Below are 13,587 nucleotides of genomic sequence, written 5' to 3'. Positions count from 1 at the left end.
CTGATCCACAAGACCGGCCCCGCCACCTACGCCCTCGCCTGCTGACCCGACACGCTCGACACCGACCAGAAGATCCTTAACTTCCCGGCCTTGCGTCATGAGCCGGCGGAACACCACGCCCGGCGGGCATAGCGTCAGCGGCGAGCCCCGTTCCGCCTCCCCGCGTTAGGGGTCGTCAAGCAACCTGACACGACCGACCGGGGACCCACTCGGGCCCCGGTATCCGGAGGCATCCCATGGCAGAGATCCTGTGCGGCGAAGACCCGGAACCCTCTGATCGGTTCCCGGCCGATCCCCTGTTCGTTCCCGTCCGGCCGGGATTCTCGGGGTGTGTGACGCGTATCTTCCGCGCCCCTCTCGGCGACCGCACGGCCCTCGGCATCACCTCCGAGAACCGGCTGATCGCCACGCTCAGCCCCGGGCAGGCGTGGATCAGGCTCGCCGAGCCGGCTCTGCGCGCGCTGACCGAACCGCTCGGCTTCACCACCGTCACCGTGGACCCCCAGTTCACGGCCCGGGCGGCCGGTCCGGTGAACCCCGTCGTTCCCGCGTTCGCTGTACGCGTCGGCTGAGAGGGAGGCCATCATGACCACCGTTCACGACAGTTCCGTCACCACCGTCGACGGCGACCTTTCGGTCTGGCCTGCGTCCACCACCGAGCTCCGGCCGGGCGACCTGGCAGTGAGCCTCCGCCAAGTTCGTTTCCGCAGTTCAGTGGGGCTGGTGTGAGGTGTCGATGAGGCCCTCACGCTGGCAGGTGGCCTGATCATCGGGGCGAGATCGTCCGCCCCGTCTCGTTACCGCTGTACTTCGCTGTTCGCCAGGACGAGCAGGGCCCGCAGGAGCGTGGTGGCCTGCCGGGTGTCGGTGCGGAGCTTGGTCAGGGTCCGCCAGTTCTTGAGGTTCGCGAAGCCGTGTTCGTTGGCGGCGCGTTCGCGGCTGACCAGGCGGTTCGCTTCCTTCTCGGCGGCGGTCAGCTGGTGGTTGCGGGTGGCCTTGCGGCCGGTGATGATCACCGGGTCGTTGTCGGGTTTGTCGTCGAGGCCGACGAAGCCGAGGTCGGTCAGGGCGCCGAGGCCGGCTTCCCGCAGGTGTTCGGTGATCTTGTTGTGGCGGGCGGTGGTGATCTCGCTGGACCGGCCGGGCCTGGCCGCGGAGATCCAGATCAGGTTGCCCTTCTCGTCGGTCAGCGCGAGAAACAGCAGGCCATGGGCCTTACGCTTGCCCGAGTAGTTCTTCCGGTCGTCCTTCCCGGTGCGGCGGTGGGTGCGGATCAGGGTGCCGTCGAGGAGAACCACGACCCCGCCGCTGCGAGCGATCTTCTTCAACGCCCGGTCCATGCGCGGGGCGCGGGCGGCCAACAACGTGACGACTTCCTTCACCCAGCGGCGGACGGTGGACTCCCCGACGCCGTTGCCGCCGGCCATGTCGGCCAGGCGCTGGTCGTGACGCAGGACGGCGAGCACGATGACGGCCTGCTTACCGGGTTCGGCCTTGCGCCAGGGCGAGCGCATCTGGTTCCGGCGCCGGCGTATCAGGCCGGCGACGAGGTCGATGGTCCGCTTCGACAGCGGGAGGCGGACCTGGTAGACAACATCCTGAGCGCCCTCGGCGGGCTGTTTTTTCGTCACACATCAACCAACTCCCGCCGGGCGCCCTCGCGTTACGGCAGGAATCGGCCCGTCCGGCCGCCAACACCGCTGGTCAGCATGGCCGGTAGCGGCCCGATGCGGTGCGGACGAGCCAGCCCCGGTCGGAGAGTTTGCGCAGCTGACCCCGGACCGGCTCGATCTTCCCCGGCGTCGTCTCCCGGCCCAGTCCGACGGCAACGTCCTTGGCCATCACCGGACCGTCCGACCCGGCCACGATCTCCATGATCCGCCGGTACTCCGAGGTCAGGACCTGAAGCCCCATCCCCTCGACACGATCGGGCACCACACGCATCCCGCCCGCACCCGGGCCCACCGTCCCAGCGACCGGCTCCGGCTCCGGCTCCGGCTCCGGCTCCGGCTCCGGCGACACGATGCCCGACGGTCGCCGTCCACCGTCGATGGCCTCGGCCCACTGCCCGAACACCACCTCGGCGGCCTCCAACCGGGCCACCTCCAGCTCGAGTTCGCCCAGCTCCTTACGCAGCAGCTCAGCACGTTTCGCCAGCTCAAGCCGCCGCCCGATCGTCCACGTCAGCACGTCTGTCATGAACATCCCTCCCGACGCGGAACCTACGCGGCAGCCCCGAACCTCACGCCAGAACCCGCGAGAACGCCCGCGCCGGACGATCTCGTGCTAACGATCACCCCACCTGCCAGCGCGAGGACCTCACCCGCGCATCACACCAGCCCCACTGAACTGCGGAAACGAGCTTGGCGGAGTCTCAGTGGGCGGCGTACCGCTCGCCGAGATCGCCGACCGCTTCGGCACACCCGTCTACGTCCTTGACGAGGCCGAGGTCCGCGACCGCTGCCGCACTTATCGCAACGCCTTCCCCGACACCGAGATCCTGTACGCGGCCAAGGCGTTCCTGTGCCGCGCGATGATCCACTGGATGGACGAGGAGGGCCTCGGGCTCGACGTCTGCTCGGCCGGCGAGCTGGAGCTGGCGGTCATGAGCGGCTTCCCGCCCGAGCGGATCGTGTTGCACGGCAACGCCAAGTCCCCGCGCGACCTGGAATCGGCGCTGCGCCTGGGCGTGGGCCGTATCGTCATCGACAGTCCGTCGGAGATCGCCCGGCTGGCCGCCGCCGTTGGACCCCAGGGGCACCAGAAGGTCATGGTCCGTGTTGTGCCCGGGATCAGTGCCGGCGGCCACGAGAAGATCCGCACCGGCACCGAGGACCAGAAGTTCGGTCTCAGCATCTCCGACGGGTACGCCCAGCACGCGATCGCCCGGATACTTGACCAGCCGCAGCTCGAACTCACCGGACTGCACTGCCACTTGGGCTCGCAGATCACCAGCGTCAAGCCGTATCTGGCCGCCGTGCGGCGCATGGTGGGCCTCATGGCCCGCCTGCACGAGCAGCACGGCCTCGTCCTGCCCGAGCTCGACCTCGGCGGCGGCCACGGCATCGCCTACCGCCCCGGCGAACCGGCCCTGGACCTCACCACCCTCGCCCGCAAGGTCCGCACCGAGCTGGCCGAGGCGTGCGCGGCGGCCGGGCTGCCCGTGCCCCACCTGATCATCGAGCCGGGACGAACCATCGCCGGACCGGCGGGCATCGCCCTGTACCGAGTGCTAGCCGTCAAGCACACCGGCGGTCGCACCTACGTCGCCGTCGACGGCGGCATGAGCGACAACCCCCGCCCGGCCCTCTACGGAGTGCACTACGCACCCCGCCTCATCGGCCGCCACACCACCACCGACCGGGCCCCCGTCACCGTCGTCGGCCGGCACTGCGAGGCCGGGGACGTGCTCGCCGCCGACGTCGAACTCCCCGCGGACGTACGCCCCGGAGACCTGCTCGCCGTCCCCGCCGCCGGCGCCTACCACCTCTCCATGGCCTCCGGATACAACCTCGTCGGCCGCCCACCCGTCGCCGCCGTACGCGACGGCCGCGCCCGGCTCCTCGTACGCCGGGAGTCCCTGGACGACATCCGCAGCCGCGACGTGGGCCTGTAGGGCCGTCCCAAAGCGGCGTCATGGCCTGGTGGTTCGCACTCGCCCCGGCGCTGTTACCGTGGTCGGCATGTCCAACGAGCAGCCCGGCCTGCGGGCATCGCACGAGGATCGCGACCGCGTGGTGGATGTGCTGCGCGTCGCCGCCGGCGATGGCCGGCTCAGTGCCGAGGAACTCGACAGCCGACTGGAGAGCGCGCTGTCGGCCCGGACGCTCGGCGAGTTGGCAGAACTCACAGCCGACCTGCCGGTCACGCCCATGGCGAAGGCCAAGGACGTCCTCGTGGTCGAGCAGCACGGCGGCAGGTACGTACGGGAGGGACGCTGGTACGTACCCGCGCGCATCGAGGTGCGCTCGCAGCACTCCCGCGTCACCTTCGACTTCACCCACGCGGTGATCACCTCGGAGGTCCTGCGGATCGAGGCGGAAATGGTGCACAGCAAGCTGTGCATCGTCGGCGCGCAGGACATCGTGATCGACAACGACGGGCTCAGCAGCACCTACGCCAAGGTGAAGCTCCGCTCCAAGAGCCACGTCGCCGATCCGCGCCTGCGCATCGAGCTCGTCGGCACGCTCCTGCACGCGAAGGTCATAGAGAAGCGGCGGTGACGTGAGCCTCGGTGCCTTGAGCCTTTCGGTCCAGCCCCGAGCCGTGTCCTCGCGGGTCACCGGCGCAAGGTACCGACCCGCGCCGAGCCCCTCCTCGTGGCACGCTCCACCGGCAACCGGACCGGTGCATCGGTAATGTCCGCACTGATGCACGGGGCCTGCGGCACGGCGGCCCGCGAGGAGGAGGACCACCATGGCCGACAGTCGGCAGGAGACCGCGTCGGCAGGGCCGCCGGAAGCTCACAAGCAGCTGGCCCGCGACTCGGTGCGGCTCGCGGTGGTGATCGGCGCGCTCGGCGTCGTCTTCGGCGACATCGGAACCAGCCCGATCTACACCCTCCAGACCGTGTTCAACCCCGGCGACCCGCACCCCGTCCCGGTGTCCACGCAGAACGTGTACGGCGTGGTCTCGCTGGTGTTCTGGTCGGTCATGATCATCGTGACGGTCACGTACGTGCTGCTGGCGATGCGCGCCGACAACGACGGTGAGGGCGGCATCATGGCCCTGATCACCCTCCTGCGCCGATGGTCCTCGCAGCGAGGCAAGCGGACCGCCGCGATCCTGGCCGGGCTGGGCATCTTCGGCGCGTCGCTGTTCTTCGGCGACAGCATGATCACCCCGGCGATCTCGGTGCTGTCGGCGGTCGAGGGGCTCAAGGTGGTCGAGCCGTCCCTGGACAGTGCGGTCGTGCCCATCACCGCGGTGATCATCGTGGTCCTGTTCCTGGTGCAGCGGCGGGGCACCGCAGCGGTCGGCCGGGTGTTCGGGCCGGTCATGATCGCCTGGTTCGTGGCGATCGGCGCGTGCGGCGTGAAGGGCATCGCCGAGCACCCGGGCATCCTCAGGGCGCTGTCCCCGACGTACGCCCTGAGCTTTCTCTTCGGCCACTTCGGCACGGCCTTCTTCGCCCTGGCGGCGGTCGTGCTCGCGGTCACCGGCGCCGAGGCGCTCTACGCCGACATGGGGCACTTCGGCCGCCGGGCCATCACCCGTGGCTGGCTGTTCCTCGTCTTCCCGGCCTGCATCCTGAGCTACCTGGGCCAGGGCGCACTGATCCTCGGCGACCCGAAGAACATCAGCAGCCCGTTCTTCCTGCTCGTGCCGGACTGGGGACGGTGGCCGATGATCCTGCTGGCCACCGCCGCCACGGTGATCGCCTCTCAGGCGGTGATCACCGGCGCGTACTCGGTCACCTCGCAGGCCGCGCAGCTCGGCTACTTGCCGCGGCTGCGGGTCGCGCACACCTCCGAGTCCACCATCGGCCAGATCTACGTCCCCTGGGTCAACTGGCTGCTGATGGTCTCGGTCCTCACCCTGGTCTTCGCCTTCCGCAGCTCGGCCGCGCTGGCCTTCGCGTTCGGCATGGCGGTCACCGGCACCATCACGATCACCACGCTGCTGTTCTTCTACGTCGCCCGCGCGAAGTGGGGGACGCCGACCTGGCTGGTCGCCGTCGGCGCCGGCGTGCTGCTCTTCGTGGACCTGCTGTTCGTGGCGGCCAACATGACCAAGTTCGTCCACGGCGCATGGCTGCCGCTGCTGATCGGTCTGACCGTGTTCACCGTCATGACGACCTGGCAGCGCGGTCGCAGAATCGTCACGGCGGAACGGGCGCGGCACGAGGGCCCGCTGCCCGAGTTCATCGGCGATCTGCGGTCCGGGGCGGTGTCGACGGTCCGGATCCCCGGCACGGCCGTCTTCCTCAACCGGGGCCGGGAGACCGCGCCGCTGGCCATGCGGGCCAACGTCGAGCACAACCACGTACGGCACGAGCAGGTCGTGATCCTGTCCATCGAGACCGAGCCCCTGCCCCGTGTCCCGGCCGACCAGCGCCTCGTCGTCGACAGCCTCGGCTTCGCCGACGACGGCATCGTGCATGTCACGGCCCGGTACGGCTACATGGAGACACCGGACGTGCCCGCCTGCCTGGCGATGCTCGAACCGGCCGACACGGAGGGGCCGTTGGACCTCGACCAGGCGTCCTACTTCCTGTCGAAGATCGAGCTGCGCCGCGGCAAGGCCCCGACGATGGCCCCGTGGCGCAAACGCCTGTTCATCGCCACGTCCTACATCACGGCCGACGCCGCCGAGTACTTCGGCCTGCCCGGCGACCGCACGGTCATCATGGGCTCCCACATCGAGGTGTGACCGCACCCGTCACCTCGCGGATGCCTGGTCGGCGTCACAAGCCGGCCGTTGTGCCTGAAGCCGCGGTCACCCGGCACCGCGGCGGCTGGCGCGGCCCCGGCAAGAGCTTCGCCGTCGGCCTGGGCCGCGAGATCCGCGACGCCCACCCGCCTTGTCCAGCCCCCGAACAGAGCGAGGAGTAGCTCGCCCGCACGAGCTGTTCGGGACCTCACCATGCCGTCGACGGATGCTGCTGGTCACGGGGAGCCGGACAGTGCCTTGGTCGGCGGCTCCCTGGACCGCGGCGGTGGTCCGAAAGTGCTCACTGGTAGGCGGGGCTCAGGGGGAGCGCCAGGAAGATCGGCACGGTCGGCCCTCAGTGTGGGCCCACGCCGGGGCTCATTCCGGTGAAGGGCCACTACCAAGCGCCGACCGTCCGCAGCAGGAGGTGGAGGTCGTGAGCGGCCTCGGCGGTGGCGAACGTGGCGACGGTCAGGACCGCTGCAATTGCCACGGTGAGGACCGGGTGGCGCCCCAGCGGCGAGGCGAGGAGCGCGGCAACGCAGCGTGGCACCGGGCCGGCGGAGGCGAGCGGGCCGCGGCGGCCGAGGATGCCGAGCATGGCGCCCGCAGCGCGGGCGGGGCCCCAGGCGGGCGGGACGGGGGCGGTTCCAGGACCGACACGATGCGCTGGAGTGGCCGACCGCGCAGCGGGCCGCAACCACGACTCCGGCTCACCCGGGCTGTCCGCGGCCTTGGTGAACACGTTCCGCGGCCACCCGCTCTTCGCCGACAAGGCGCAGACAAAAGCCCGGTCGCGGGATGAACGTGCCGGGCGCGCCGACGGAACGGATCCTGATGCTGGCGCGTTATCGCTAGCCGCTGCCGCCACGTCGTTATAGCGTTGTGAGTCAGCAGTCGTGGTTCCGAAGTTCCGTTCGTCCGTGATCGCCATCACGGGCGTTCTTGCTGTTCAGCGCCTCTCCGGACCAGGGCGATCACCTCCCGTGCGTGCAGGGTGCACGCTCGGTTTCCCTCGAAGGAGACAGTCATGGCCAAGGGCACTGTGAAGTGGTTCAACAGCGAGAAGGGCTTCGGCTTCATCGAGCAGGAGGGCGGCGGCCCCGACGTCTTCGCCCACTACTCCAACATCGCCGCCCAGGGCTTCCGCGAGCTGCAGGAGGGCCAGAAGGTCGAGTTCGACGTTACGCAGGGCCAGAAGGGCCCGCAGGCTGAGAACATCCGCCCCGTCTGATCGCGCGCCTAGGTAAGGGCCCGGCATCCCGGCTTCGGGACGCCGGGCCTGACTGTCTGTCGGAGTGGTCAGCGGGCAGGAGCCGATCGGCGCCTCGGTGGGTCCCCATGAGCCACTGTCAGGAACAGCGAGCGGAACCGCTGATGCGCCGGCCGCTCCCGGCACGGCGGCGCGCCCCGCCGTCAGCGCGGCACACCCCGGTGTCCAGCCGAGGCTCACCCCCCACCGCCCCGGCCGGCGCGCACATCACCGCCCCATTTCGCGGCCTGGCGAGACGACGGCACGGACGTGAAGATCAACGACCTCCTGTGCTGGCAGGTCCGCGACAAGGTCGGTCGGGCGGAGGATCCGAGCTTGGTCGTGATCGACACACAGAGCGTCCACGCTGCGGTGAACGTGCCCGCGGCCACGACTGGGAAGGACGCGGCCAAGAAGGTGCCCGGTCGCAAGCGCGGACTGGTGGTCGACGTCCTCCGCCTGGTCATCGCCGTGACCGTGCTGGCCGCAAGCGCCGACGACAACGCCTTCGGCATCGCCTTGCTCGGCCAGGTGGCCCCCATCGGCACCATCGAGAAAGCCCTGGTGGATCAAGGTTTCATGAAGACTGTCGCCGAGCGCGGCAGCACGGTCGGCATCGACGTCGAGGCCGAGCGCAACCCCTCCGGCAAGGGCAGCGGCTTCGTCCCGCAGGCCAAGAGGTGGATCGTGGAGCAGACGCTCGGCATCCTCATGCTGTTCCGGCGGCTCATGCGGGACTGCGAGAGCAAGCCGAAGTCCTCGGAGTACAGGGTGCGCCGGGCCGTGATCGACGTGATAGCGCGCCGGCTCACCGGCCAGACCACGCCCAGCTGGCGCGGGTGACCCGTGGACGTCCAGGTCACACCGCTTCTGGAGGCGGTCGACGCGCGTGAGCGGGAGCTCGGCACGGCCGCGGAACGGTTTTGCGCGCAGATCGACGAACTCGCCGCGGGCCGTCCGCGCTGCCGGACCGCCCGTACGGCCGCGACGACCGGGTTGCGCGCTGCGGGCACCCGGCACTCGGGCGTCTGTGAGGACACGGTGCGCTCTGGCGCGTGCTTCTGGACCTGGAGGACCAGTTCATGGCGATCGGTGCGGTAGTCGACGACGTCGGCGCCGGGTCGCCGCTCTTGCGGCTGGCGACCCTGATCGCGCCGCTCGCCTTCGTGTGCTGTTGTGCTCGGCTGGGATCAGGTTCGGGGTGTTGTGTGACGGGGATTGAGCATGTCCAGCAGTTTCTGAGCGGTAGCGAGATGGGAGGCGGGAGGACGGGCGGGTGCTGTCCCAGGCCCAAGGTCTGACTCATGACTTCTCTGACCGAAGTGTCCCCCTGTCACGGTGTCGGCCGGTGGTCGGGGATGGTGCGTTGTCGGGGCCGGGCCGGCGGGGTGTGTCCCGATAGGGGCCTGTCGATCGTTGTGGCGTCCTCACGATTCTGACCGTCCGACGCGGCCCGGTACCGGCAACGCGACATGTCGTCGGACCGGATGGAGGGGAACGGGCATGTCCGGTTCGACGGTGTCCAGTACGTCGTCGTGTCCGCGAACCCGTCGCCGCCCTGCGGGGGAAGTGGTTTTGGGAGTGGATACGTACTGGGATGTTCACATGGCTGCGGTGCTTTCCGTGTCGGGAGCGGTCCTTGCTACCGATGAGTTCCCGGCCACCGCGGCCGGCTACCGCGATCTGCTGAAGCGCGCCAGGAAGTGGGGAACCGTGAGACGGGCCGGGGTGGAGGGGACAGGCTCCTACGGAGCGTCGTTGTCCCGCCATCTGCTGGCCCAGGGTGTGGACGTGTTTGACGTGAATCGGGTGGACCGGGTGGATCGTCGTCGGCGCGGCAAGTCGGATCCGCTGGATGCCCAGAACGCGGCGCGATCCGTTTTGAGCGGGCGGGCCCGTGCCCGGGCGAAAACGGGCGACGGGTCGGTGCAGATCGCGAGAATGTACAAACTCACGAAAGTGTCGGCCGTCAGAGCCCGCACGCAGGCCATCAACCAGCTCAAGGCCGTCCTCGTCACTGCCGATCCCGTCTTGCGGGAGGAACCGGCCGGACTGGGCACTGCTGAACTCTTCCGCACCTGTGCGCAGTTCACCGGTGTGAGCAGTCGCGAGGATGCCGGGGAGGAGTCGGTGGTGCAAGCCGCCCGGATCACGCTGGGCCTGCTGGCTCGGTCCGGACACGGCGGTCGCTCTGCTGATCACGGTGGGGTACAATCCGGAACGGCTCGGCGGCTTCGAGGGGCGTCGGGATGGGCCGCTGCCGAGAATTCCCGACCTCGCTCTCTTGCCTCAGACGCTCTCTTCGCTGAGGCGGTCGACTGCCCAGGGCAGGAGCTCCTTGGCCACCGCAAGGCTGAACGGCCTCACCAGTGAACGGAGTTCGGCGCAGGCGGAAGGGCCGAGCGTGATGTAGGGGAGGGCCGCCAGTTGGTCGGTGGTGTGCTCGATCTCCGCCCTGCGCCGCGTACCGTCCTCGGTCAAGGTCAGGTGGGGTCCATCGTCGAGCCATCCGCGCTCACGCAGGTTCTGTACGGCCTGCCCCCACTGCTCCGGCGTCCATGCCCGCGAGTCGCGCAGCACCTCTGCGCCGATGTCGCCTGTGGCGGCGTGGGTGACGAGAGCCTCGAGCCCGCTCAGTCCGGCAGCCAGCAGTGCTGCCACGTGGCCGTCGCCACGGAACTCCCGCAGCAGAGTCTGCGCGTGCCAGAGCACGAGGTGGGGTGTGCTCGGCCACGGCAGTGCGGCGTGCGCGGCGAAGAGGGGGCGGCCTTGTGGCTGGCGCACGGCCACTTCAGCAGCGGTACGGGCCAGTTCCGCTGCGCGGGCCAGCGCCGGTGAGGAGATGTCCGCGCCGAGGACGCGGCGGAGCGTGGCGTCGATCCCGGCGAGCCGGGCGGCGGTGAACCGCTGCGGCGGCGCGGCCTCCCATGCCGCGGGTATGGCTCGGCGCACCAGTTGGGGATTGAAGTTGTAGAACGTCGCGATGACCAGATCCGCCGGAGCGGCGCCGAGTGCGGCGGAGCGGGACGCGAAGTACCCCGTCCTGGCGTCCACGCCCAACTCGGCGTACTGGGCCGTGGATTCGGGCGAGAAGTAGACAGCCCCGTGGTAGGGCTCAAGAGTTCTCCAGGTCTGGCGTGCGAGGGCCAGGCTGGCGCGGTCCGTGTTCTGCGTCATGAGGGGATGGCCGTCCTGTGGCGGATGAAGCGTTGCTGTTCATCGAGCACACGACGGCGTGTGGGGCGCACCCATTCGTACCGTCTGGTCGGTACGTTATCGGAGAGCGGCTCCGGGGGCTACCGCCCTGCAACCAGTTCTCTCCCGGCCGAGGGGTGAATCCATCCGTGGTACGCGACCGCGAAACGCTCTGGTCGACGATGCGCCCGTCGACAAGGCGCCGCCCCAGGTCGAGGCGTGACGCGCGACGGGCTCCGGGCGGGCCGGGATCTTGCGGATGTCCAGGCGGCCGGAGGGATCGAGCGACATGATCGCCATGTAGACGCACTTCAACGCGGCCTGCTCGTTGGGGAGGTGTCCGCGCTCCTTGACCCCGCGCCGGATCCGCGCGTTGACGCACCAGCTCGTCGATCAACTGGTCGTCAACGGCCTTCCCGACACCGCGCTTGTGGACTCGGCACCCTCGGGCTCGGACACGTTCTCACTGGTCATCGATGCATCTTCCATGATCGGGAGTTACACCGAACGTCTTACAGTCCCGGCGCGCAGGACAGCGCCCAGCTCATCCCGATCAGGTTCCACAGAGTGGTGGGAGGCCCACTGCTCTGGCGCGCGGTGTCAGGCGCCGGAGTGTGGTGTGAGGGGCTGGGGTGTGGCCGCCCATGAGGCGAGCAGGCGTAGGCCTTCTTCGGAGCGTAAGCCGGGTTCGGCGGTGTAGATGGTGAGGGTGAGGCCGGGTTCGGCGGCCATTTCCAGGCCTTCGTAGGCGAGGGTGAGGTCGCCGACGGAGTGGTGGTGGAAGCGTTTGGTGCCGGTGCCGTGGTGGCGGACGTTGTGGGCGCCCCAGCGGGTGCGGAAGTCGTCGCTGCGGGTGGAGAGCTCGCCGACGAGGTCGTGGAGATCTTTGTCGTAGGGGTTGCGTCCGGCTTCGGTGCGCAGGATGGCGACGGCGATGTCGGCGGCCTGGTCCCAGTCGGGGTAGAAGCGGCGGGAGGCGGGGTCGAGGAACTGGAAGCGGGCCAGGTTGGCGTGGTTGCCGGCCGTGGCGTAGACGTCGTCGTAGAAGGCGCGAGCGAGCTGGTTGGTGGCGAGGAGGTCCATGCGGCCGTTGCGGACGAAGGCCGGGCCCGCGGTGACGGCGTCCAGGACCCACTGCAGGCTCCGGTGCGCGGTCCAGGTCCGGGTGGTGCGGCGACTGGGCCGGGTGAGTGCGTCGGAGCCGTCCGCGGCCTGAGCCAGGTTGAGCAGATGGGCGCGCTCGGCGTCGTCGAGCTGGAGGGCGCGGGCGACGGCTTCGAGTACGGCAGGGGAGGCGCCGGCGAGGTTGCCGCGCTCGAGCTTCGCGTAGTACTCCACGCTCACATCGGCCAGGGCGGCGACCTCGCTGCGGCGCAGGCCCGGCACGCGTCGGCGGTTCCCGGAGGGCAGGCCGGCCTGCTCGGGGGTGATCTTCGCTCGCCGCGAGGTGAGGAACTCGCGGACCTCTGCTCGGTTGTCCACGCTTTCGACGGTACGTCCCGCCCGTGTCCACAGGGATGTACTGGCAGTACACCCCTTGATGGTGTCTCGCTACGGGTGCGAAGAGCGGATTACCTGGATGACGTGGTGCTTTCCGCCCGGTCGTCACGACGGGATCTTGCACCTGGCCCTGCACTCGGCGACGGCCCCGGCATCCGGGATCGCACGCCTCGGCAAGCAAAGGAACCTCTCCCATGCGCGGAGCAATCATCTACGCCCCCGGCGACGTCCGCTTCGAAACCGTGGAGGACGCGAAGCTCTTCAAGCCGACCGACGCCGTCATCCGCACGGCCGTGACCTGCGTGTGCGGCTCGGACCTGTGGCCCTACCGCGGTGTCGAGCCGATCGGTGACCCGCACCCGATGGGTCACGAGTACGTCGGCTTCGTGGAGGAGGTCGGCTCCGCAGTCACCTCGGTGAAGCCGGGCCAGTTCGTCGTCGGCTCCTTCGCGACCTCCGACAACACCTGCGCGAACTGCAAGAACGGCTTCCAGTCGAACTGCCTGAACCGCGAGTTCATGTCCACCTGTCAGGCCGAATACATCCGCATCCCCAACGCCCAGGGAACCCTGGTCGCCACCGATGAGGTGCCGGACGAGAAGTTCTGGCCCGGTCTGCTGGCCGTGTCCGACGTCATGGGCACCGGCTGGTGGGCTGCCGACGCCGCCGAGGTGAAGCCCGGTACGACCGCCGTGGTCGTCGGCGACGGCGCGGTCGGTCTGTGCGGCGTGATCGCGGCCAAGGAGATGGGCGCGGAGCGGATCATCACCATGTCGCGGCACGAGATGCGGCAGAAGCTCGCCCGGGAGTTCGGCGCCACCGACATCGTCACCGAGCGCGGTGAGGAGGGCGTCGAGAGGATCAAGGAGATGACGAACGGGATCGGCGCCGACTCTGTCCTGGAGTGCGTCGGCACCGCCGAGGCCATGAGCCAGGCCCTGCACTCGGCCCGGCCCGGTGGCAACGTCGGCTTTGTCGGCGTCCCCCATGAGGTCGCCATCGACGGGCAGGAGCTGTTCTTCTCCCACGTCGGCCTGCGCGGCGGCCCCGCCCCCGTACGCCGTTACCTGCCCGACCTCATTGACCGGGTCCTGACCGGCGCGATCGACCCGGGCAAGGTCTTCGACGTCATCCTGCCCCTGGACCAGGTCGCCGAGGGCTACAGGGCCATGGACCAAGGCCGGGAAGTTAAGGCTGGCTGGGGCGCTGTCCAGGCGCGGGTGGGCGTGCTGGCCCTGCGGTGAATGACGAACGGGACCGCTGGTAGA

The 13,587-nt window shown here is 69.6% G+C and carries 15 protein-coding genes and 1 pseudogene; 11 read left to right on the top strand and 5 right to left on the bottom strand.

Features of this window, described 5'->3' with window-relative positions; all coding sequences use genetic code 11:
* Positions 1 to 236: 236 nt before the first annotated feature.
* Both AB0N07_RS47150 and AB0N07_RS47145 read left to right on the top strand, forming a co-directional pair.
* Positions 237 to 572, top strand: a complete 336-nt coding sequence (locus AB0N07_RS47150; protein WP_365846539.1) for an SAV_915 family protein — start codon at positions 237 to 239, stop codon at positions 570 to 572.
* Positions 573 to 585: 13 nt separating this feature from the next.
* The gene (locus AB0N07_RS47145; protein WP_365846537.1) at positions 586 to 729 is read left to right on the top strand and encodes a hypothetical protein; all 144 of its coding nucleotides are present in this window, start codon (positions 586 to 588) and stop codon (positions 727 to 729) included.
* 68 nt (positions 730 to 797) lie between these two features.
* Here the strand turns inward: AB0N07_RS47145 and AB0N07_RS47140 are convergent, their stop codons facing one another.
* Both AB0N07_RS47140 and AB0N07_RS47135 read right to left on the bottom strand, forming a co-directional pair.
* Positions 798 to 1,631 carry a transposase family protein gene (locus tag AB0N07_RS47140; protein WP_365846535.1) on the bottom strand — a complete coding sequence of 278 codons (834 nt, stop codon included), beginning with the start codon at positions 1,629 to 1,631 and terminating at the stop codon, positions 798 to 800.
* A gap of 73 nt (positions 1,632 to 1,704) precedes the next feature.
* Positions 1,705 to 2,199: a hypothetical protein gene (locus AB0N07_RS47135; RefSeq protein ID WP_365846533.1), complete on the bottom strand. Its 495-nt coding sequence runs from the start codon at positions 2,197 to 2,199 to the stop codon at positions 1,705 to 1,707.
* Positions 2,200 to 2,283: 84 nt separating this feature from the next.
* Here AB0N07_RS47135 and lysA point away from each other — a divergent pair.
* The 4 genes and pseudogenes from lysA (at position 2,284) to AB0N07_RS47115 (ending at position 6,554) form a co-directional block, all read left to right on the top strand.
* Positions 2,284 to 3,616 (top strand): annotated as a pseudogene (gene lysA, locus AB0N07_RS47130) (diaminopimelate decarboxylase).
* A 67-nt stretch (positions 3,617 to 3,683) separates the two neighbouring features.
* Positions 3,684 to 4,223, top strand: coding sequence for a DUF1707 domain-containing protein (locus tag AB0N07_RS47125; protein WP_365846531.1), 540 nt, complete (start codon positions 3,684 to 3,686; stop codon positions 4,221 to 4,223).
* 193 nt (positions 4,224 to 4,416) lie between these two features.
* Positions 4,417 to 6,372 carry a potassium transporter Kup gene (locus tag AB0N07_RS47120; protein ID WP_365846529.1) on the top strand — a complete coding sequence of 652 codons (1,956 nt, stop codon included), beginning with the start codon at positions 4,417 to 4,419 and terminating at the stop codon, positions 6,370 to 6,372.
* Positions 6,373 to 6,422: 50 nt separating this feature from the next.
* Entirely contained in the window at positions 6,423 to 6,554 is a 132-nt protein-coding gene (locus tag AB0N07_RS47115) for a hypothetical protein (protein ID WP_365846527.1), read from the top strand.
* A 215-nt stretch (positions 6,555 to 6,769) separates the two neighbouring features.
* Here the strand turns inward: AB0N07_RS47115 and AB0N07_RS47110 are convergent, their stop codons facing one another.
* The gene (locus AB0N07_RS47110) at positions 6,770 to 6,973 is read right to left on the bottom strand and encodes a hypothetical protein (protein WP_365846525.1); all 204 of its coding nucleotides are present in this window, start codon (positions 6,971 to 6,973) and stop codon (positions 6,770 to 6,772) included.
* 429 nt (positions 6,974 to 7,402) lie between these two features.
* Here AB0N07_RS47110 and AB0N07_RS47105 point away from each other — a divergent pair, with 429 nt between their 5' ends.
* From AB0N07_RS47105 to AB0N07_RS47090, 4 genes are all read left to right on the top strand, one after another.
* Entirely contained in the window at positions 7,403 to 7,606 is a 204-nt protein-coding gene (locus tag AB0N07_RS47105; protein WP_020120296.1) for a cold-shock protein, read from the top strand.
* Positions 7,607 to 7,894: 288 nt separating this feature from the next.
* A complete protein-coding gene (locus AB0N07_RS47100) occupies positions 7,895 to 8,467 on the top strand; it encodes a transposase (RefSeq protein WP_365846523.1) in 573 nt (190 codons plus the stop codon).
* 3 nt (positions 8,468 to 8,470) lie between these two features.
* Complete coding sequence (locus AB0N07_RS47095; RefSeq protein ID WP_365846521.1) at positions 8,471 to 8,725, top strand: hypothetical protein; 255 nt, start codon at positions 8,471 to 8,473, stop codon at positions 8,723 to 8,725.
* A gap of 504 nt (positions 8,726 to 9,229) precedes the next feature.
* Positions 9,230 to 9,997: a transposase gene (locus AB0N07_RS47090; protein ID WP_365846519.1), complete on the top strand. Its 768-nt coding sequence runs from the start codon at positions 9,230 to 9,232 to the stop codon at positions 9,995 to 9,997.
* Here the strand turns inward: AB0N07_RS47090 and AB0N07_RS47085 are convergent.
* Both AB0N07_RS47085 and AB0N07_RS47080 read right to left on the bottom strand, forming a co-directional pair.
* Positions 9,914 to 10,801, bottom strand: a complete 888-nt coding sequence (locus AB0N07_RS47085; RefSeq protein WP_365846517.1) for a hypothetical protein — start codon at positions 10,799 to 10,801, stop codon at positions 9,914 to 9,916. The genes AB0N07_RS47090 and AB0N07_RS47085 overlap by 84 nt on opposite strands.
* A 618-nt stretch (positions 10,802 to 11,419) precedes the next feature.
* Positions 11,420 to 12,301 carry a helix-turn-helix transcriptional regulator gene (locus AB0N07_RS47080; RefSeq protein ID WP_365846515.1) on the bottom strand — a complete coding sequence of 294 codons (882 nt, stop codon included), beginning with the start codon at positions 12,299 to 12,301 and terminating at the stop codon, positions 11,420 to 11,422.
* A 212-nt stretch (positions 12,302 to 12,513) separates the two neighbouring features.
* Between AB0N07_RS47080 and AB0N07_RS47075 the strand changes: the two genes are divergently transcribed.
* The gene (locus AB0N07_RS47075) at positions 12,514 to 13,563 is read left to right on the top strand and encodes a zinc-dependent alcohol dehydrogenase family protein (protein ID WP_365846513.1); all 1,050 of its coding nucleotides are present in this window, start codon (positions 12,514 to 12,516) and stop codon (positions 13,561 to 13,563) included.
* The last annotated feature ends 24 nt before the right edge of the window (positions 13,564 to 13,587 follow it).

It is taken from the genome of Streptomyces sp. NPDC051172 (assembly GCF_040682555.1).
Taxonomy (GTDB): Bacteria; Actinomycetota; Actinomycetes; order Streptomycetales; family Streptomycetaceae; genus Streptomyces.
Note: the sequence above shows the minus strand (reverse complement) of the source record. Positions and strands in the feature narration are given on the sequence as shown.